This window comes from Microbacterium testaceum, from assembly GCF_003075375.1.
GTDB classification, from domain to species: domain Bacteria; phylum Actinomycetota; class Actinomycetes; order Actinomycetales; family Microbacteriaceae; genus Microbacterium; species Microbacterium testaceum_E.
In genome coordinates this window covers 1-18,930 of sequence record NZ_QDFT01000049.1, presented here as the reverse complement: position 1 = coordinate 18,930, position 18,930 = coordinate 1, and the positions used below count along the sequence as shown (strand labels likewise).

Sequence of the window (18,930 nt, the reverse complement as noted above, 5' to 3'; positions counted from 1 at the left end):
TCGTTACAGTGAACATATGGACGAAAAAGCGCTCGACATCTTCTCGGCAGCCCGCGCCCGTCGCGATGTGGGCCGCATCCGCGAGGCGCTCGCCGAGGTCAAGGCCGGCGACGTCGCCCGCGTGATCGTCCGTTCCCCGCGCTACGGGCTGTACGCCCTCGAGCGCACCGTCCGCATCGGAGTGGGCGGACAGCCGCTCGTCGGCGACGTCATCCTCGCGACGAGCTCCGAGATCCAACGCATCGACCTCGGCATCGACGCGCCGCAGGCGGCCCTCGAGGCCGACGTGGTCGACCCTTCGACGCTCCCCCACGGCACGCCCGTCCGCGTGACCTTCCTGACGCCGACGCACCAGACCTTCGCCCTCACCGGACCGATCACCGCCGGGAACGACCGCTTCCTGCTCGTCGGCAGCTGGATCGTCGCCGACGACCGAACGATCGCGCCGCGCGTGCAGAGCATCGAGCGCCTCGACGACGTCGACCTCCACGAGGTCAACGTGCCGCCCCTGCGATCGGTGCTCGCCGACGCCGACGCGTAGACGCGCGGTCGGGTCGCGCATCGCGCGCGGAGCGGATGCCACGGCCTCGGGGTCGTGGCATCCGTCGTTCCTGCGTGGCGGGAGGGCGCGAGATCACGTGATCTCGCGCGTTGCGGACTCCCCACGGGCGACGACCCCCGGCGCAACCCGATGCAACCTCCCCCGGCGTAGCGTCGGCGCATCGCCGCCCAAAGCCGTCGCGGCGACTCATGACCGTCGAAGGAGACACGCATGACCATCGTCGAAGAAGGCGTCTCGAGCGTCTACGCCGCACCCGGAACCCGCGGGGCCGTCGCCGAGTACCGCTCGCGGTACGGGCACTACATCGGCGGCGAATGGGTCGAACCGCACAGCGGCGAGTACTTCGAGAACATCACCCCCGTCACCGGAAAGCCGTTCTGCGAGGTCGGCCGCGGTGACTCGCACGACATCGACAGAGCGGTGGATGCCGCCTGGAAGGCGTTCGCGAGCTGGAAGAAGACCACGCCGGCCGAGCGCAGCGTCATCCTGAACAAGATCGCCGACCGCATCGAAGAGAACCTCGAGAAGATCGCCGTCGCCGAGACGTGGGAAAACGGCAAGCCCGTCCGCGAGACGCTCGCGGCCGACATCCCCCTGACCGTCGACCACTTCCGGTACTTCGCCGGTGTGCTGCGGGCGCAGGAGGGCTCGCTCAGCCAGCTCGACGAGAACACCGTCGCGTACCACTTCAACGAGCCGCTCGGCGTGGTCGGCCAGATCATCCCGTGGAACTTCCCCATCCTCATGGCGGCGTGGAAGCTGGCCCCGGCGCTGGCGGCGGGCAACTGCGTGGTGATCAAGCCGGCGGAGCAGACTCCGGCATCCCTGCTGTTCCTCTTCGACATCATCGGCGACCTGCTTCCCGCGGGTGTCGTGAACATCGTCAACGGGTTCGGCATCGAGGCGGGGGCGCCGCTGGCCCAGCACAAGCGGATCCGCAAGATCGCCTTCACCGGCGAGACCACGACCGGCCGCCTGATCATGCAGTACGCCTCGCAGAACCTCATCCCGGTGACGCTCGAGCTGGGTGGCAAGAGCCCCAACGTCTTCTTCGAGGACGTCGCGCGGACGACCGACGACGCCTACTACGACAAGGCGCTCGAGGGCTTCACGATGTTCGCGCTCAACCAGGGCGAGGTCTGCACGTGTCCGTCGCGGTCGCTCATCCAGCGCTCGATCTACGACCAGTTCCTCGGCGACGGCCTCGAGCGCGTGAAGAAGGTGCGTCAGGGCAACCCGCTCGACCCCGAGACGATGATCGGCGCGCAGGCCTCGAACGACCAGCTCGAGAAGATCCTGTCGTACATCGACATCGGCAAGCAGGGTGGGGCGAAGCTGCTCACGGGCGGGGAGCGCGTCGACCTCGGCGGCGACCTGTCGGGCGGCTACTACGTCGCACCGACCGTCTTCGAGGGCACGAACGACATGCGGATCTTCCAGGAGGAGATCTTCGGACCCGTCCTGTCGGTCACCTCGTTCGACTCGTTCGACGACGCAATCTCGATCGCGAACGACACCCTCTACGGCCTGGGTGCCGGTGTGTGGAGCCGTAGCGGAGACACCGCGTACCGCGCGGGCCGTGCGATCGAAGCGGGTCGCGTCTGGACGAACACGTACCACCAGTACCCGGCGCACGCCGCGTTCGGCGGGTACAAGCAGTCGGGTATCGGCCGCGAGAACCACCTCAAGATGCTCGACCACTACCAGCAGACGAAGAACCTGCTCGTTTCCTACGCCGAAGGCGCGATGGGCTTCTTCTGATCGGCGGTGCCGGGGTCGCGGCGGGTGGCTCCGGTCCTGGTGACCCCCGGGTTCGTCCCGGGGGTCACACCCTTTTCCGCCGGGTGGCCGCTCGTCCCGCTTCTGGCGGGTCGGCGAGTCCTCAGCCGGCCACATTTGGGACATGAACCGAAAGGAATGGGACATGACGACCCAGCTCTCCCGTGTCGATGTGACGGATGCCGCGGCTGCGCTGCTGCGCGATCTCACCGCGAAGCACGGCCCGCTGATGTTCCACCAGTCGGGCGGCTGCTGCGACGGCAGCTCGCCCATGTGCTACCCCGTGGGGATGTTCCTCACCGGCCCCAGCGACGTGCGCCTCGGCGCCATCGACGTGGGTTTGGACGACCCCATCGAGGTCTACATGTCGGAGTCGCAGTTCGAGTATTGGAAGTTCACACACCTGACGATCGACGTCGTTCCCGGCCGTGGCGCAGGCTTCTCGGTCGAGGGGCCGACGGGGATGCGTTTTCTCATCCGGTCGCGGATGCTGACGGAGGAGGAGGCGGAGGCGTTCGGTCTCGGTGTTCGTTCCGAATGAGGCTCCGTCGCCATCGTCTTTCCCGTCCCCACGCCGTGCCTGTGAAGGTGAGCACGAGGAGGGGAACCCACGGGGCGGCGTCGGGAGCGAGGCCGGCGACCAGGAAGCCCGTCAGCATCACAGATAGGGCAGCGATCCAGTAGCTGATGGGGCGCAGCGGGTCGACGAGAGCGCCCCAACCGATCCCGGTCAGAGCTGCGTACACGCCGACGATCACGCCGAGGTCCACGGTCTCGTGCATGTTCAAGCCTCCTGACGCGACGGGCGGAATTACGACGCTCGCACGCCTCGGCACGAGACGGTCGCCTTTGCCGCCCGCGTCCGGGCGGATTTCACCCGTGAGAGCAGCGTCAGGCCGGCTTCGACGCCCGGAGCGTGTAGCTGAGCGGGATCACCGACGGCTGCTGCGTCAGCGCGAACTCGCCGTCCGCCCGCTCGGTCATGCGGCCCGGGAGCGCCTCCCACGGCACGCTGTCGTGTTCCACCAGGGCGTCGATGCGCAGTCCGCGTGCGAGTAGCGCGGTGACGATCTCGCCGAGGCCGTGATTCCACTCGTACGTCTTCGTCGCGGTGAGCGGTGCCGACACCTCGACGTAGGTGCTGCCGTCATCCCACGCGAGGGGCGCCGTCTGCTCGAAGTACGGGAAGGCCAGCGTCAGACCGGGCTGCTCTTCGTCCATCGACCACAGCACCGGGTGACATTCGCGCAGGTGGAGGGTGCCCCCGGGGGCGAGCAGGTCGTTCACCACCCCGGCCCAATCGTCGATGGACGGCAGCCAGCAGAGGGCGCCGATGCCCGTGTAGACGAGGTCGAAGCTCTCGCGCGGCAGGACGGTGGCGGCATCCCGCACATCGGATTGTACGAACGCGGCCTCGACTCCCGCCTCGGCGGCGAGCCGTCGGGCCTCGGCGACGGCGTTCTCGGAGAAGTCCAGTCCCGTCACCTGTGCGCCGAGGCGTGCCAGCGACAGGGTGTCGGTGCCGATGTGGCACTGCAGGTGCACGGTGCGTCGTCCTGCGATGTCGCCCAGCAGCGGCAGGTCGAACCGCACCACGTCCGACAGCGCCTCGCGATCCTCGACGTAGCGCTGCACGCCGTAGCCCGAGCCGTCGCGGGCGGCGTGCAGCGTCGCGCGCTCGTCCCAGTTGGCGCGGTTGGCGTCGATGTAGTCGGAAGTCATGGCATCCCTCTCTCCGAGGCAAGAGCCTATGGATGCCGCGGCCGGTGTCGCTACGTGACGGACGGCGAGCCGCATGTCGGAGGGCCGGGTTAGCCTGGCGACATGTCGGGCAAGGTCTATGTCATTCACGAGAACCCCCAGTGGATCCCGCCGTTCGCGGCGGCGTTCGAGGCCGAGGGGGTGCCCTTCGAAGAGTGGCTGCTCACCGACGGATCGATCGACCTGGCCGTCGAGCCGCCCGAGGGCGTGTTCTGGTCGCGCCTGAGCGCCTCGGCGCACACCCGCGATCACGCCCACAGCAAGGAGTACGGCCGGGCGGTGCTGCGCTGGCTCACCTCGTGGGGCCGCACGGTCATCAACGGCGCCGACGTCCTCGAGCTCGAGGTCAGCAAGGTCGCCCAGCATGCCGCCCTGCGCCACGCGGGCATCGACGTGCCGCGCACCGTCGCCGTCTTCGGCACCGAAGAACTCACCGTCCAGGCCGAGAAGTTCGGTGCGCCGTTCATCAGCAAGCACAACCAGGGCGGCAAAGGTTTGGGCGTGCGCCGGTGGGACAGCGTCGACGAGTTCTCGGCATGGGTCGCGGGCCCCGACTTCGAGCCCTCCCCCGACGGCATCACCCTGCTGCAAGAGCTGCTGGTCGCGAAGATGCCGTTCATCACGCGCGCGGAGTTCGTGGGCGGCGAGTTCGTCTACGCGGTGCGCGTCGACACGAGCGCCGGCAGCTTCGAGCTGTGCCCGGCCGAAGCCTGCGCGATCCCCGGTGCAGACGGCGTGGAGCCCGAGCCGCTGTTCCGGCGGCGCGACGACGTCGACCCGGCGCTGATCGACCGCTTCCTGGCGTTCCTGGCGGCCGAGGGCGTGGGGATCGCGGGTATCGAATTCATCGAGACTCGCGACGGACGCACCGTCACGTACGACGTCAACACGAACACCAACTACAACCCCGATGTCGAGGCCACGGCGCCGCGCTCGGGGCCGCGTCAGATCGCCCGCTGGCTGGGCTCGCTGCTGCCGCGCGAAGTGGCGGGCGTACGTGGCTGAGCCGGCCGCACCCCACAGCGACTGGACCGGGTTCGGCTTCGCTACCCGCCAAGTTCACGCCGGCGAAGAAGAAGACCTGACCCACGGCTCCCGCATCACGCCGGTGCACCTGTCGGCGGCGTACCGCTTCGCCTCCTTCCAAGAGGCGACCGACCGGTTCGCGGCGGCCGATCTGGGGCACCTCTACTCCCGCAACGCCAACCCGACCAACCAGGTCGCCGAACGCCGTCTCGCCTCGCTCGAGGGCGGCTCCGGGGCACTCGTCGTCGGATCCGGTCAGGCCGCGATCACCATGGCACTGCTGGGCCTCGCCAGCAGCGGTGAGCACATCGTCTCGACGGCCAGCATCTACAGCGGCACCCGCGTCCTGTTCGACCGCACCTTCGCCCGGATGGGCGTCACGGTCGAATACGTCTGGGACCCCCTCGACGACGCCGAGTGGGAAGCCCTGATCCGGCCCGAGACCAAGGCGATCTTCACCGAGACCCTGCCCAACCCCAAGAACGACGTGGTCGACATCGACGCCGTCGCGCGGGTGGCGCAGCGCCACGGCATCCCTCTGGTCGTCGACAACACCATCGCCACGCCCTTCCTCATCCGTCCGATCGAGCACGGGGCCGACATCGTCGTGCACTCGGCGACCAAGTTCCTCTCGGGCCACGGTGCCAACCTCGCGGGTGCGGTCGTTGACGGCGGGCGTTTCGACTGGGCGGCTTCCGAGCGCTCCTACCCCGTCATCACCGATACGCCGGTCGCCGCGCACGCGTCGTTCCTCGACGCGTTCGGTCCGCGCGCGTTCGAGCTGTCGCTGCGGTTCGGGATCGCCAACGACACGGGTCCCGCCCTGTCGCCGCTCAACGGCTTCCTGCTGCAGCAGGGCATGGAGACCCTGTCGGTGCGCATGCGGCAGCACCTGGCGAGCGCGCGCACCATCGCCGAGTGGCTCGCGCAGCACGACGCCGTCGAGAGCGTCGACTACGCGGGTCTGCCCTCGCATCCGCAGCACCAGATCGCTCTGCGCGACTACGACGGGCTGTCGGGGTCGGTCTTCTCGTTCACGGTGCACGGGGGCAGGGACGGGGCCGAGCGGTTCTTCGACGGCCTGCGTCTGTTCAGCCGCATGACCAACATCGGCGACACCCGCTCGATGGCGTTGCATCCCGCGACCACGACGCACCTGGGCTTCACGCAGGAGACACGCGACCGCCTCGGCATCACCGACGGGCTCATCCGCCTGTCGATCGGGCTTGAGGATGCCGCCGACCTCATCGCCGACCTCGAGCAGGCGCTGCGCGCGACGCGCTGACCCGCGGGTTCCGCCACCGCGCGGCATCCCGCGTGGCTTCCCGGGTCCGCGAGGCGTCCCGCGCGCTACCGGGGTCGCGAGGCGTCCCGCGCGCTCCCAGGATCGCGCGCGTCATCGGCGCGTCGATCCGCGTGCTCCCGCGACAGCGCGGCATCCCGCGTGCTCATCGAGTGTCCAAGACACCCGGAGCGTTCTTCCGGCCGTCCGGGTGTCTTGGACACTCGGCGGTGGGCGCGTATGGGGGGGCTCCGGCTGTGACGCGCCGCCAGGGGGCGCGCCCGACGGACGGGCGTCGGCCCCGCGGCCCGGCAGCCGCGGCCGGGTCAGGCGTCGCGGAGCGCCTCGAGGCGTCGCACGCGCGGGATCACGTCGGCGGCGAAGCGCTGCAGCTCGGTCAGGTGCGGCGAGAACTGCAGCAGCAGCGTCGACACGCCCACGTTCGCGAAGGCCACGATGCGTTCGGCGACCTGATCGGGGGTCCCGACGAGGTTGGGACGCAGGCCGCGGTTCGAGACCGAGTACTCCTTGAGGTCGATCTGGGTGTCGAGCTTCGACTTGCTCACGAAGTCCTGGTACGAGCCGTAGGCCGCTCCCCCGCGGACATCGGTGATGCGGTCGATCTCGGCCTGCGCCTCTTCTTCGGTGTCGCGCACGATGCCGTAGGCGGCCATGCCGAACGCCTCGAACGGCGTGGCGCCGGCCTCGGCGCGGCGACGGCGCATATCGGTGATCTTCGCCTCGAGCTCCTCGAGCGTGCCGCCGTGGGTGAGGTAGGCGTCGGCGAAGCGCGTGATGGCGGTGCGCCCGGCCTCGCTCTCGCCCCCGGCGTACAGACGCGGCGTGACGCGGGGCTTCGGCTCGAGATAGGTGCCCTCGGTGCGGTAGTACTCGCCCTCGTACGCGAACGGCGTCTCGGACCACAGACCGCGCAGCACCTCGACCCACTCGATGGTGCGGGCGTACCGGTCGTCGTGCGCGCTGAAGAGGCCGTCGTACTGCTTGGCCTCTTCGGCCCACCAGGCCGAGACGACGTTGAGCGTGAAGCGGCCGCCGCTGATCTCGTCGATGGTCGCGGCCTGCTTCGCCGTGTGGAACGGGTTGTGGAACCCCGGGCGGACGGCCGCGAGCAGTTCGAGCTTCGACGTCACCGCGGCGAGTCCCGCGGTCACGGCCCAGGCGTCGAGCGACGGCGCCTCGACGCCCTTGATGTCGTTCAGATTGAGCTCGGGGATGAGCGTGAGGTCGAAGCCGCCCTCTTCGGCGGCCCGGGCGATCTCGGCGACGTGGGCGAACGACACGGGCGTCTGCTCGTCGTCGACATTGCGCAGCCATCCGCCGAAGATCGGGGTCCAGTAACCGAAACGCACGCGCTGGGGGGAGGTCATGGCTCCATCCTCACCCGGTCGATGAGGCTCGGCGTCACGCGGCGACACGGTCCGTCATATGTCGTTGACGCCTCGACCGGGCGGTGCGACGGTAGCCGGGTTCCGATCCCGCCAGGAGGACCCCATGACCGACACCACGCCCACCCACGAGCCGCTGAAGTTCGCCTACTGGGTGCCCAACGTCAGCGGTGGCCTGGTCATCAGCTCGATCGAGCAGCGCACCGACTGGGGCTACGACTACAACGTGAAGCTCGCCCGCACCGCCGAGCGGGTGGGGTTCGAGTACGCCCTCAGCCAGGTCCGCTACGCCTCGAGCTACGGCGCCGCCCAGCAGCACGAGTCCACCTCGATCAGCCTCGCGCTGCTGCTGGCCACCGAGAAGCTCAAGGTCATCTCGGCCATCCACCCCGGCATCTGGCATCCCGCCGTCCTGGCGAAGTTCATCAACACGGCCGACCAGTTCTCGCACGGCCGCGCGGCGGTCAACGTCGTCAGCGGCTGGTTCAAGGACGAGTACACCGATCTCGGACTCGAATGGCTCGAGCACGATGAGCGGTACGAGCGGGCCGCGGAGTTCATCCAGATACTGCGTGGGCTGTGGACCGAGGAGAAGTTCTCGTTCGACGGAAAGCACTACGACATCACCGACTTCACTCTGCGTCCCTTCCCGTTCGAGGTGCCCGGGCGGGCGCATCCCGAGATCTTCCAAGGCGGCAATTCCACGGCCGCGCGCTTCAACGGGGGAGCGTTCTCGGACTGGTACTTCTCGAACGGCAAGGACTTCGACGGCTTCACCGAGCAGTACGACGACGTCACGCGCATCGCCGCCGAGCACGGACGTCGCACGCGTTTCGGCCTGAACGGCTTCGTCATCCAGCGCGACAGCCGCGCCGAGGCCGAGGCGCAGCTGCGCGAGATCATCGCGCACGCCGATGGCGGGGCCGTCGAGGGCTTCCGCAAGAGCGTGCAAGAGGCCGGCAACGCGACGACGGACAAGAAGGGGATGTGGGCGGACTCGTCGTTCGACGACCTCGTGCAGTACAACGACGGTTTCCGCACGCAGCTGTTCGGCGACGCGCAGCAGATCGCCGAGCGCATCATCGAGTACAAGAAGCGGGGCGTCGACCTGTTCCTGCTTGGCTTCCTGCACTTCCAGGAGGAGCTCGAGACCTTCGGTGAGACGGTGATCCCGATCGTGCGCGAGCTCGAGGCCGACCTCGAGCGCACCGGGGACCCGATCGAGGTCGCGGCGCGCTGATCGCATCGGGCACGGCCGCAACCGCGCGGACCCGGCCTAGCCTGGAGGTGGACATTCCACGACGGGCATAGGTCGGAAAGGACCCGGTATGAGCGGCGCACGGCTCGGTTTCTTCACACGGCTCTTGGATGCCGGCACCGACGGTGAGCGGTACCGCACAGCCCTCGCGCAGGTGCGCGCCGCCGAGCAGCACGGGTTCGCGTCGCTCTGGGTGGCCCAGCACCACTTCGACCGCGACGAGGGCGGCCTGCCGTCGCCCTTCCCGTTCCTGGCGGCGGCCGCGGTGCAGACCGAGCGGATCGCCCTCGGCACCGGCATCGTGACCCTGCCCCTCGACGATCCGGTGAGGGTCTCCGAGGACGCGGCCTTCGTCGATGCGCTCAGCGACGGGCGGGTGCAGCTGGGTATCGGAACGGGCGGCACTCCGGGATCGTTCGCCGCGTTCGACCGCTCCTCGGAGGACCGGCGTCGCATTCAGGCCGCTCACGTCGCGGTCCTGCGCGACGCCTTCGCCGGGCGTGGCATCCGCGATACCGATTCCCGCCTCAACCCCGCGGCGCCGCACCTGGGCGGACGCCTCTGGCAGGCGACGTTCTCGGTCGAGGGAGGTCGGCGCGCGGGCGCCGACGGCGACGGACTGCTGCTTTCGCGCACCCAGCCGCGCGAAGAGGGTCAGTCGCTGCACGAGGTGCAGGTGCCGATCGTCGAGGCGTACCTCGCCGCCCTGCCCGCGGGCGTCCCGCCGCGGATCCTCGCCTCGCGGACGGCGGTGGTGGTGGATGCCGAGGATCTCGACGCCACGTGGCGCTCGGCCGAGCCCGGCGTGCGGCGCCTGACGCGCACATTCCTCAAACGGAATGCGGACGGCGACCTGCACGACCTCGCCCGTCAGACCGACACGCATCTCGGCACCGTCGAGCAGGTCACCGCCTCACTGACCGCCGACAAGACCCTCGAGCTGGCGACCGACGTCGCGTTCCAGGTGCACTCCGTCGACCCCGCCCACGCGATCACGCTGCGCTCGATCGAACTCCTCGCGACCGAGGTCGCGCCGCGAGTGGGGCTGCGCACAGGCGCGGAGGCGGCGGAGGAGCTGCGGGCCCTGGGCTCTCAGTCACTCCCCCGCTGATCACGTCACCCCACCCCGTCGAGCATCGCGCGCGAGCGCGCGGTCTGCTCGCGCAAGGCGTCGGCGAGGGCGGCGACGGCGGGGATGCGCATCGCGTCCGCGCGCACGATCATCCAGTAGGGCAGGCGTTCGGTGACCAGCTCGGGCAGCAGGCGCACGAGGTCGTCGTGCCGGTCGGCCGCGAAGCACGGCAGCATCCCGATCCCCGCCCCGGCGCGCGTGGCCTCGACCTGCACGAGCACGTTCGTCGAGGTGACGCCGTCGCGCATCCGCGGCACCACGCGGCGCGGCAGATCCAGCGCTTCGACCTGCAGCATCGCGTCGACGAAGTACACCAGGCGGTGCTGCTGCAGCTCGTCCATGTCGCGCGGCGAGCCGTGGGCGGCGAGGTAGGCACGCGAGGCGTACATGCCGAGCGTGTACGAGCCGAGTTCGACGGTGGTTCCGCGCGAGGTCTGCGGCTGCCCGACGACGACCTCGAGGTCGAGGCCCGGTCGGTGCAGGGCCGCGCGGCGCTGCGCGGCCACGATCTCGACGGTGAGCTCGGGATGCCGCTGCCGCAGCCGGGCGATCGCGGGAGCCGCGATGAACGCGCTGAAGCCGTCGGTGGCCGACATGCGCACGACCCCGGCGACCGGGTCGGGCTCCTCTCCCCCGGCGGCGAGCTGCGACAGGGCGGCCTCGATGCGTCCCGCCGTCTCACTCGCGTGTCGCCCGAGCGCGGTGAGCTCCCACCCGCGGCCCGACTGGGCCACGACGCGTCCGCCGAGGGCGTCCTCGAGGGCCGCGATCCGCCGGGCGACGGTGGTGTGGTCGACCCCGCGCACCTGGGCCGCGGCGCTGTACGTGCCTGTTCGAGCGACGGCCAACAGCATGAGCAGGTCGTCGGCGCGGGGGGTCGTGGCATCCATGTGTGCAATTTTGCACATGGCGTCAGCGCAAGTGGGCATTGTCGCGTGCACAGGTGGCACTCAGACTGGGGCGCGGATGTCACCGTCGACACCGAAGGAGCAGCATGGATTCCCCCACCACCGCGTCGCGCGACAGCGCCGGCGCCCCCGCCTCGAACCGGATCCGCCGGGTCGTCGCCGCCTCGATGGCCGGCACGGTCGTCGAGTGGTACGAGTTCTTCCTCTACGCCACCGCCGCGAGCCTGGTCTTCGGCACGTTCTTCTTCCCCTCGTCGGGGTCGCAGCTCGACGGCATCATCGCCGCGTTCGTGACCTACGCGGTGGGCTTCGTCGCGCGTCCCCTGGGCGGCATCGTCTTCGGTCAGATCGGCGACCGATTCGGCCGCAAGCCGACGCTGCAGGCGACGATCATCATCGTCGGCGCCGCGACCTTCCTGATGGGATGCCTGCCCGGTTTCGCCTCGGTCGGTTACTGGGCGCCCGCGATGCTGGTCGCGCTGCGCTTCATCCAGGGCTTCGCCGTGGGTGGGGAGTGGGGCGGGGCCGTGCTGCTCGTCGCCGAGCAGAGCCCCGACCGTCGTCGCGCGTTCTGGTCGAGCTGGCCGCAGGCCGCCGTGCCCGTGGGCAACCTGCTGGCGACCCTGGTGCTGCTGATCACGTCGTTCGTGCTGAGCCCCGCCGCGTTCCTCGACTGGGGGTGGCGCATCGCGTTCTGGCTCTCGGCCGTGATCGTGCTGGTCGGCTTCTGGATCCGCCGTCACGTCGAAGAGGCGCCGATCTTCCTCGAGGCCAAGGCGCAGGTCGAGAAGGACAAAGCCACGTCGTTCGGCGTCGTCGAGGTGCTGCGCCGCTACCCCAAGGGCGTCGTCCAGGCCATGGGCGTGCGCTTCGCCGAGAACATCGTCTACTACATCGTCGTCAGCTTCTCGATCGTCTACCTCAAGGTCGTGCACTCGTACGACACGAGCCAGCTGCTGCTCGCTCTGCTCATCGCGCACGTCGTCCACTTCGCCGTGATCCCGCCCCTCGGCCGCCTCGCCGACCGCGTGGGTCGCCGGCCGGTGTACCTCGCGGGGGCGATCCTCAGCGCCACCTGGGCGTTCTTCGCCTTCCCGATGTTCGACACGCTCAACCCCGTGATGATCGTGCTCGCCGTCACCATCGGTCTGGTCTTCCACGCCGGCATGTACGCCCCGCAGCCGGCCGTCATGGCCGAGCTGTTCCCGACGCGCATGCGGTACTCGGGCGTCTCGCTCGGCGCGCAGGTCACGGCGATCCTCGCCGGCTCGCTCGCCCCGATCCTCGCGACGCAGTGGCTGCGCGACTTCGGGTCGTGGCTGCCGATCGCGCTGTACATCGTCGTGGCGTGCGTCGTCACCTCCATCGCCGTGCTGTCGTTGAAGGAGACGCGGGGCATCTCGCTCCGCGACATCGACGCCGCCGACGCGGCGCGTACCGCCGACCGCTCCACCACCGTCGGCGCGAAGGGAGCTCGATGAGCATCGACCTGTCCGGCCGCCGCGCCCTCGTCACCGGGGGCGCGAGCGGCATCGGCGAGGCGATCGCCCGCTCGTTCGCCGCGGCCGGGGCGACGGTGACGGTCGCCGACGTCAACGGCGAGGCGGCCCGGAGGGTCGCGGACGACATCGGGGGAGCGGCGTGGGCGGTGGACCTCTCGGACACCGCCGCGCTGCACGCCCTGACGCTCGACACCGACATCCTGGTGAACAACGCCGGCATCCAGCATGTCAGCCCGATCGAGGACTTCGCCCCCGAGCGCTTCTCGTTCATGCTGCGGCTCATGCTCGAGGCGCCGTTCCTGCTCATCCGGGCGGCTCTGCCGGGCATGTACGAGCGGGGTTTCGGACGAATCCTCAACGTCTCGAGCGTGCACGGCATCCGCGCCTCGGCCTACAAGTCGGCGTACGTCACCGCCAAGCACGGCCTGGAGGGGCTGTCGAAGACCACGGCGCTCGAGGGCGGCGCGCGCGGGGTCACGAGCGTGTGCATCGACCCGGGATACGTGCGCTCGCCGCTGGTCGAGAAGCAGATCGCGGACCAGGCGCGGGCCCACGGCATCCCCGAATCCGAGGTGCTCGAGACCGTCCTGCTGCAGGATGCCGCCGTCAAACGGCTCGTCGAGCCGGCCGAGGTGGCCTCGCTCGCGCTGTGGCTCGCGGGACCGGATGCCGCCATGGTCACCGGCACGAGCTACGTCATGGACGGCGGCTGGTCGGCGCACTGACCCCGCCGTCGCACGCGTCGCGGCGGGACCGGGTTCCACGCCGCTCGGGTTTCGGTCTCGTAAAGATGTGTCGAATCGCCTTTGTGGGGGCGTCCGCGCCGACCAAGATGGCCGAAGGCCTGCGGCGTCTGTCGCGGGCGACTCTTCTCAGCAGAGGTAACAAATGACACTGCACTCGCGTGGGCGCGGCCGCTTCGGCCTCGTCATCGGCGCCGCCCTCGGCGCATCGGCCCTCGTCCTGGCAGGCTGCTCCGGCGGAGGCGACGACGCCGCGTCGGGCGGCGGCTCGGGCGACCCGCTGGTCGTCGGCACCACCGACAAGATCACCTCGATCGACCCGGCCGGCTCGTACGACAACGGCTCCTTCGCCGTGATGACCCAGGTCTACCCCTTCCTCATGACCAGCCAGTACGGCACGTCCGAGGTCACCCCCGACATCGCCGAGTCGGCGGAGTTCACCACCCCGACCGAGTACACGGTCAAGCTGAAGTCGGGCCTCAAGTTCGCCAACGGCCACGACCTCACCTCGTCGGACGTGAAGTTCTCGTTCGACCGCCAGGTCGCGATCAACGACCCCAACGGTCCCGCCTCGCTGCTCGGCAACCTCGACAGCGTCGCGACGCCCGACGACACCACGGTCGTCTTCACCCTCAAGAACGGCAACGACCAGATCTGGCCCCAGATCCTGTCGAGCCCCGCGGCGCCCATCGTCGACGAAGAGGTCTTCTCGGCCGACGCCGTCACCTCGGACGACACCATCGTCGAGGGCAAGGCCTTCGCCGGTCAGTACACGATCGAGTCGTACAAGCCCAACGAGCTCATCTCGTACGCGCCGTACGCCGATTACCAGGGCTCGCTGCCCGCCGCCGCGAACAGCGGAATCTCGACCAAGTACTACGCCGACTCCTCGAACCTCAAGCTCGACGTGCAGTCGGGTGCGATCGACGTCGCTTACCGCAGCCTGAGCGCGACCGACGTCGCCGACCTGCAGAACGACGACGCGGTCAAGGTCATCGACGGCCCCGGCGGCGAGATCCGCTACATCGTCTTCAACTTCGACACCATGCCGTTCGGTGCGAAGACGGGCGAGGCGGATGCCGCCAAGTCCCTCGCCGTGCGCCAGGCGGCGGCCGACCTCGTCGACCGTCAGGCCATCGCCACCGACGTGTACAAGGACACCTACTCGCCGCTGTACTCGTACGTCCCGCAGGGTCTCGCGGGCGCCAACGAGGCGCTCAAGGACCTGTACGGCGACGGTGAGGGCGGCCCCGACGCGGCCAAGGCCAAGGCGACCCTCGAGGCCGCCGGCGTGCCGACGCCCGTCACGCTCAACCTGCAGTACAACGGCGACCACTACGGCCCCTCGTCGGGCGACGAGTACGCCGCGGTCAAGGCGCAGCTCGAAGAGAGCGGCCTGTTCACCGTCAACCTCGCGCAGACCGAGTGGGTGCAGTACCAGAAGGACCGCAAGGCCGACTCGTACCCCGCGTACCAGCTCGGCTGGTTCCCGGACTACTCGGATGCCGACAACTACCTGACGCCGTTCTTCACGCAGGACAACTTCCTGCTGAACCACTACGACAACGCCGAGGTGCAGCAGCTCCTCGTCGACCAGGCGACGCAGACCGACAAGACCACGCGCGAGCAGGAGATCGGCGAGATCCAGGACAAGGTGGCCGCCGACGTGTCGACGCTGCCGCTGCTCCAGGGCAAGCAGGTCGCGATCGTGGGCGCGAGCGTGGAGGGTGCCGTCCTCGACGGCTCGTTCAAGTTCCGCTTCGCTCCGCTGCACAAGTAAGACCGACACGGCGCTTCGTCGCGTCCGTTCGCCTGACGACCGAGGGTCACGTACCCTCGGTCGTTGGGCGAAAGCGGAGCGACGGAGCGCCGTTTCCCCCTCGAGTGAGGTCTCTCCCGTATGGTCACCGCCGTCGACGCCGCCGACATCGCCAAACCCGTCGCCCCCAAGGGCGGCGGTTTGTGGCGCTACATCCTCGTCCGCCTGCTGCTCATCATCCCGACGGTGTTCATCCTCGTCACCGTGGTGTTCGTCCTGATGCGCATCACCGGTGACCCGATCACCGCGGCGCTGGGCGGGCGCCTTCCCCCCGACCAGCTCGAGGCGCGCATCGCGCAGGCCGGCTACGACCGCCCGCTGATCGTGCAGTACTTCGAGTACGTCGGCGGCATCCTGCGCGGCGACTTCGGCACCACGCTCACCGACAACCGTCCGGTGATCGAGATCCTGCTGCAGTACGGCTCGGCCACCCTCGAGCTGGCGATCTACGCCCTCATCGTGGCGCTGCTCATCGGCATCCCGTTCGGTCTGCTCGCGGCCTACCGTCGTGACCGCTGGCAGGACGCGACGCTGCGCATCGGGGCGATCCTGGGCTACGCCACCCCCATCTTCTTCGTCGGCCTGCTGCTCAAGCTGGTGTTCGCCGTCTGGCTGAGCGTCCTCCCCGTCGCGGGACGCGCGAACACCCGCACCGAGCTCAAACTGTCGACGCTCGACAACCCCTCGGGCATCTATCTGCTCGACGCGATCCGCCTGGGCGACGGCGCGGCGGTGGGCGACGTGCTCACCCACGCGATCCTGCCGGGTGTGGCCCTCGGCATCCTGACCGCGGGCATCTTCCTGCGCCTGGTGCGCACCAACGTCATCGGCACGCTCGGCGCGCAGTACGTCACCTCGGCGCGGTCGCGCGGCGTGGGGGAGTACCGCCTGGTCACCAAGCACGCGTACCGCCCCGCGCTCATCCCGATCATCACGGTCATCGGCCTGCAGATCGCGCTGCTGCTGTCGGGCGCGGTGCTGACCGAGACCACCTTCGAGTGGAAGGGACTGGGCTTCATGCTGAGCGAGTACCTCAAGGCCCGCGACTTCGTGGCCGTGCAGGGCATCGTCGTGATGATCGCCGTGCTGGTCGCCTTCACCAACTTCCTCGTCGACGTCATCGCGGCGATCATCGACCCGCGAGTGAGGTACTGACATGACGGATGCCACGACCCCCACGCCGACGGGCGCGGTGAGCGACCGCAAGGTGCCGCTGCGCGATCGCCTGCCCGTCGTCTCGCACCTGCGCCGCAGCGTCGGTCTGCAGCGCACCATGCTCGTGATCGGCCTGATCATCACGACGGTCTTCGTCATCACCGCGGTCTTCGCGCCGCTGCTCGCGCCGTACGGCTTCGCGGACCAGGATGCCGACGGCGTCAAGTTCGGCACGCAGCAGGCCCCCGGCGGCCTCAACCTGCTGGGTACGACCGTCGGCGGGTACGACGTGCTGTCGCGCATCATCTGGGGCGCCCAGACCGCGCTGCTGGTGATCGTGTGCGCGATCGCGTTCTCGATCTTCCTCGGCATCTTCCTCGGACTGGTCGGCGGGTACTTCGGCGGCTGGCTCGACCGCATGCTCGTGGTGCTGTGCGACGCGATCTACGCCTTCCCGTCGCTGCTGCTGGCGATCGTCATGTCGATCGCGATCACGCGCGGGCAATCGACCCTGTGGGGCGGCATCCTGGCCACCGCCATCTCGATCACCGTCGTGTTCGTGCCGCAGTACTTCCGCGTCATCCGCGCCGAGGTGGTGCGGGTCAAGGCCGAGCCGTTCGTCGAATCGGCCCGCGTGATCGGCGTGCCGACCGCACGCATCCTGCTGCGTCACGTGCTGCGCAACTCCACGCGCTCGCTGCCGGTGGTCGTGACGCTGAACGCCTCCGAGGCGCTGCTGACCCTCGCGGGCCTCGGCTTCCTCGGCTTCGGCATCGAGGCCACCGCCGCCGCCGAGTGGGGGTACGACCTCAACCGCTCCGTCAGCGACGTCACCAGCGGTATCTGGTGGACGGCGATCCCGCCGGGCATCGCGATCGTGCTGGCGGTGCTGGGCATCACCCTCGTCGGTGAGAGCCTGAACGACCTCAGCGACCCGCGTCTGCGCACGCGGCGCCGGGCCGGCCGCGCGCCCGCGCCGGTCACGGCGGTCGACCCCTCGACGTCCCCCGCCGAGGCGTCGGCCACGGCCGCCCCCGCCGGGCCGCCGGCATCCACCTCTTCCGACGGGAGCCCCTCATGACCGGCACCGCCGCATCCGTCGCCCGCATCGACGACCTGCGCGTCACCTTCGCCACCGACGGCGCGCCCGTCGCGGCGATCAACGGGATCTCGCTCGAGGCCCGCGCCGGCGAGGTGCTCGCCATCGTCGGAGAGTCGGGCTCGGGCAAGACCGTGACGGCGAACACGCTCCTGGGGCTGCTGCCCGAGACGGCGACGCTGTCGGGTGCGGTCATCGTGCGCGGCCGCGACGGCGGCGAGACCGACATCGTCCACGCCACCGGCGCGCAGCTGCGCGAGATGCGCGGGCGTGACGCGGCCATGGTGTTCCAGGAACCGTCGACGGCGCTCAACCCCGTCTACACGGTGGGGTGGCAGATCGCCGAGGGCCTGCGGGCGCACGAGAAGCTCTCGAAGGCCGAGGCCAAAGCCAAGGCGGTCGACATCCTGCGCCGTGTCGGCATCCCCAATCCCGAGAAGCGCGTCGACGACTACCCGCACCAGTTCTCGGGCGGTCAGAAGCAGCGCGTCGTGATCGCGATGGCCCTGGTGCTGGATGCCGGCCTGATCATCGCCGACGAGCCCACCACCGCGCTCGACGTGACCGTGCAGGCCGAGATCCTCGACCTGCTGCGCACCTGCCGCGACGAGTTCGGCGCGACGATCGTGCTCATCACCCACAACATGGGCGTCGTCGCCGACCTCGCCGACCGCGTGATCGTGATGTACCGCGGCGACATCGTCGAGCAGGCTCCCGTGCGGGAGCTGTTCGCGGCTCCGCAGCAGGAGTACACGCGCGATCTGCTCGCGGCCGTGCCCCACGTGGGTCGCGGCAAGAGCGCGCACCAGTCGCTCGACACCCCCGCGCCCACCTCGCCGCCCGCGGGCAGCCTGGTCGTCGCCGAGAAGGTCGAGATCGGGTACCCGGGCCGCTTCGGTTCGGCCGGGGTCGTCGCCGTGAAGGGCGTGGACTTCTGGATCGGACCCGGCGAGGTGCTGGGTCTGGTCGGCGAGTCCGGATCGGGCAAGACCACGATCGGCCGCGCGATGGTCGGCCTGACCTCCGTGGTCGGGGGTTCGCTCAAGGTGCTGGGCACCGAGATGAACGGCGCCAAGCCGCGCCAGCTCGCGAAGACCCGGCCCGACATCGGCTTCGTCTTCCAGGACCCGGCGACGAGCTTCAACCCGCTGCTGACGATCGCCGAGTGCATCGCCGAACCGCTCGTCGTGCATAAGCGCGCCTCGGGCGCCCGCGCGGCGCGGCAGCGCGTGAACGAGCTGCTCGACGCGGTGCAGCTGCCGCAGGCCTTCGGCGACCGCTACCCGCACGAGCTGTCGGGCGGTCAGCGTCAGCGCGCCTCGCTCGCCCGGGCGCTCGCGCTCGACCCCAAGCTGCTGATCGCCGACGAGCCCACCTCGGCGCTCGACGTGTCGGTGCAGGCGCGCGTGCTGCAGCTGTTCGCGCAGTKGCAGCACGCGCGCCTGCACCGACACGTCGAGCGCCGAGGTGGGCTCGTCGGCGATCAGCAGCTTGGGGT

General features: G+C 69.7%; 16 protein-coding genes. 13 read left to right on the top strand and 3 right to left on the bottom strand.

All coding sequences use genetic code 11. The features are described 5' to 3' along the window. The 3 genes from DC432_RS14030 to DC432_RS14020 all read left to right on the top strand — a co-directional run. Window positions 1–541: hypothetical protein (locus DC432_RS14030; RefSeq protein WP_347707130.1), on the top strand; the 541-nt coding region annotated here is incomplete at its 5' end. 231 nt (window positions 542–772) lie between these two features. Then, window positions 773–2,323 carry an acetaldehyde dehydrogenase ExaC gene (exaC, locus tag DC432_RS14025; protein ID WP_108318064.1) on the top strand — a complete coding sequence of 517 codons (1,551 nt, stop codon included), beginning with the start codon at window positions 773–775 and terminating at the stop codon, window positions 2,321–2,323. A gap of 163 nt (window positions 2,324–2,486) precedes the next feature. Next, the gene (locus tag DC432_RS14020; protein ID WP_108318063.1) at window positions 2,487–2,882 is read left to right on the top strand and encodes a DUF779 domain-containing protein; all 396 of its coding nucleotides are present in this window, start codon (window positions 2,487–2,489) and stop codon (window positions 2,880–2,882) included. A gap of 350 nt (window positions 2,883–3,232) precedes the next feature. On the opposite strand, the gene DC432_RS14015 is transcribed toward DC432_RS14020, so the two are convergent. Continuing rightward, the gene (locus DC432_RS14015) at window positions 3,233–4,063 is read right to left on the bottom strand and encodes a class I SAM-dependent methyltransferase (protein WP_116538407.1); all 831 of its coding nucleotides are present in this window, start codon (window positions 4,061–4,063) and stop codon (window positions 3,233–3,235) included. A 102-nt stretch (window positions 4,064–4,165) separates the two neighbouring features. On the opposite strand from DC432_RS14015, the gene DC432_RS14010 reads away from it, so the two are divergent. Together DC432_RS14010 and DC432_RS14005 are read left to right on the top strand one after the other, a co-directional pair. Next, entirely contained in the window at window positions 4,166–5,107 is a 942-nt protein-coding gene (locus tag DC432_RS14010) for an ATP-grasp domain-containing protein (RefSeq protein ID WP_116538406.1), read from the top strand. Then, window positions 5,100–6,413, top strand: coding sequence for an O-acetylhomoserine aminocarboxypropyltransferase/cysteine synthase family protein (locus tag DC432_RS14005; protein WP_243393141.1), 1,314 nt, complete (start codon window positions 5,100–5,102; stop codon window positions 6,411–6,413). The genes DC432_RS14010 and DC432_RS14005 overlap by 8 nt, the downstream gene beginning before the upstream one ends. Window positions 6,414–6,736: 323 nt before the next feature. On the opposite strand, the gene DC432_RS14000 is transcribed toward DC432_RS14005, so the two are convergent. Continuing rightward, the gene (locus tag DC432_RS14000) at window positions 6,737–7,798 is read right to left on the bottom strand and encodes an LLM class flavin-dependent oxidoreductase (RefSeq protein ID WP_207770833.1); all 1,062 of its coding nucleotides are present in this window, start codon (window positions 7,796–7,798) and stop codon (window positions 6,737–6,739) included. A gap of 124 nt (window positions 7,799–7,922) precedes the next feature. Here DC432_RS14000 and sfnG point away from each other — a divergent pair, with 124 nt between their 5' ends. Together sfnG and DC432_RS13990 are read left to right on the top strand one after the other, a co-directional pair. Further along, complete coding sequence (gene sfnG, locus DC432_RS13995) at window positions 7,923–9,056, top strand: dimethylsulfone monooxygenase SfnG (protein ID WP_116538404.1); 1,134 nt, start codon at window positions 7,923–7,925, stop codon at window positions 9,054–9,056. An 88-nt stretch (window positions 9,057–9,144) separates the two neighbouring features. Next, on the top strand, window positions 9,145–10,185 hold the full coding sequence (locus DC432_RS13990; protein ID WP_116538403.1) for a putative FMN-dependent luciferase-like monooxygenase: 1,041 nt from the start codon (window positions 9,145–9,147) through the stop codon (window positions 10,183–10,185). Window positions 10,186–10,190: 5 nt separating this feature from the next. On the opposite strand, the gene DC432_RS13985 is transcribed toward DC432_RS13990, so the two are convergent. Continuing rightward, window positions 10,191–11,096 carry a LysR family transcriptional regulator gene (locus tag DC432_RS13985; RefSeq protein WP_207770832.1) on the bottom strand — a complete coding sequence of 302 codons (906 nt, stop codon included), beginning with the start codon at window positions 11,094–11,096 and terminating at the stop codon, window positions 10,191–10,193. 104 nt (window positions 11,097–11,200) lie between these two features. On the opposite strand from DC432_RS13985, the gene DC432_RS13980 reads away from it, so the two are divergent. The 6 genes from DC432_RS13980 to DC432_RS13955 form a co-directional block, all read left to right on the top strand. Further along, complete coding sequence (locus DC432_RS13980; protein ID WP_165801282.1) at window positions 11,201–12,595, top strand: MFS transporter; 1,395 nt, start codon at window positions 11,201–11,203, stop codon at window positions 12,593–12,595. After that, on the top strand, window positions 12,592–13,341 hold the full coding sequence (locus DC432_RS13975; RefSeq protein ID WP_116538401.1) for a 3-hydroxybutyrate dehydrogenase: 750 nt from the start codon (window positions 12,592–12,594) through the stop codon (window positions 13,339–13,341). Before DC432_RS13980 ends, DC432_RS13975 begins: the two co-directional genes overlap by 4 nt. A 163-nt stretch (window positions 13,342–13,504) precedes the next feature. Then, on the top strand, window positions 13,505–15,139 hold the full coding sequence (locus DC432_RS13970) for an ABC transporter substrate-binding protein (protein WP_116538400.1): 1,635 nt from the start codon (window positions 13,505–13,507) through the stop codon (window positions 15,137–15,139). 120 nt (window positions 15,140–15,259) lie between these two features. Continuing rightward, window positions 15,260–16,333, top strand: a complete 1,074-nt coding sequence (locus DC432_RS13965; protein ID WP_108317809.1) for an ABC transporter permease — start codon at window positions 15,260–15,262, stop codon at window positions 16,331–16,333. 1 nt (window position 16,334) lies between these two features. Beyond that, window positions 16,335–17,414 (top strand): ABC transporter permease, encoded by a 1,080-nt coding sequence (locus DC432_RS13960; RefSeq protein ID WP_116538399.1) that lies wholly within the window; start codon window positions 16,335–16,337, stop codon window positions 17,412–17,414. Beyond that, window positions 17,411–18,930 (top strand): ATP-binding cassette domain-containing protein (locus tag DC432_RS13955; RefSeq protein ID WP_133177951.1); only part of this gene is annotated, 1,520 nt, incomplete at its 3' end. The genes DC432_RS13960 and DC432_RS13955, both read left to right, overlap by 4 nt.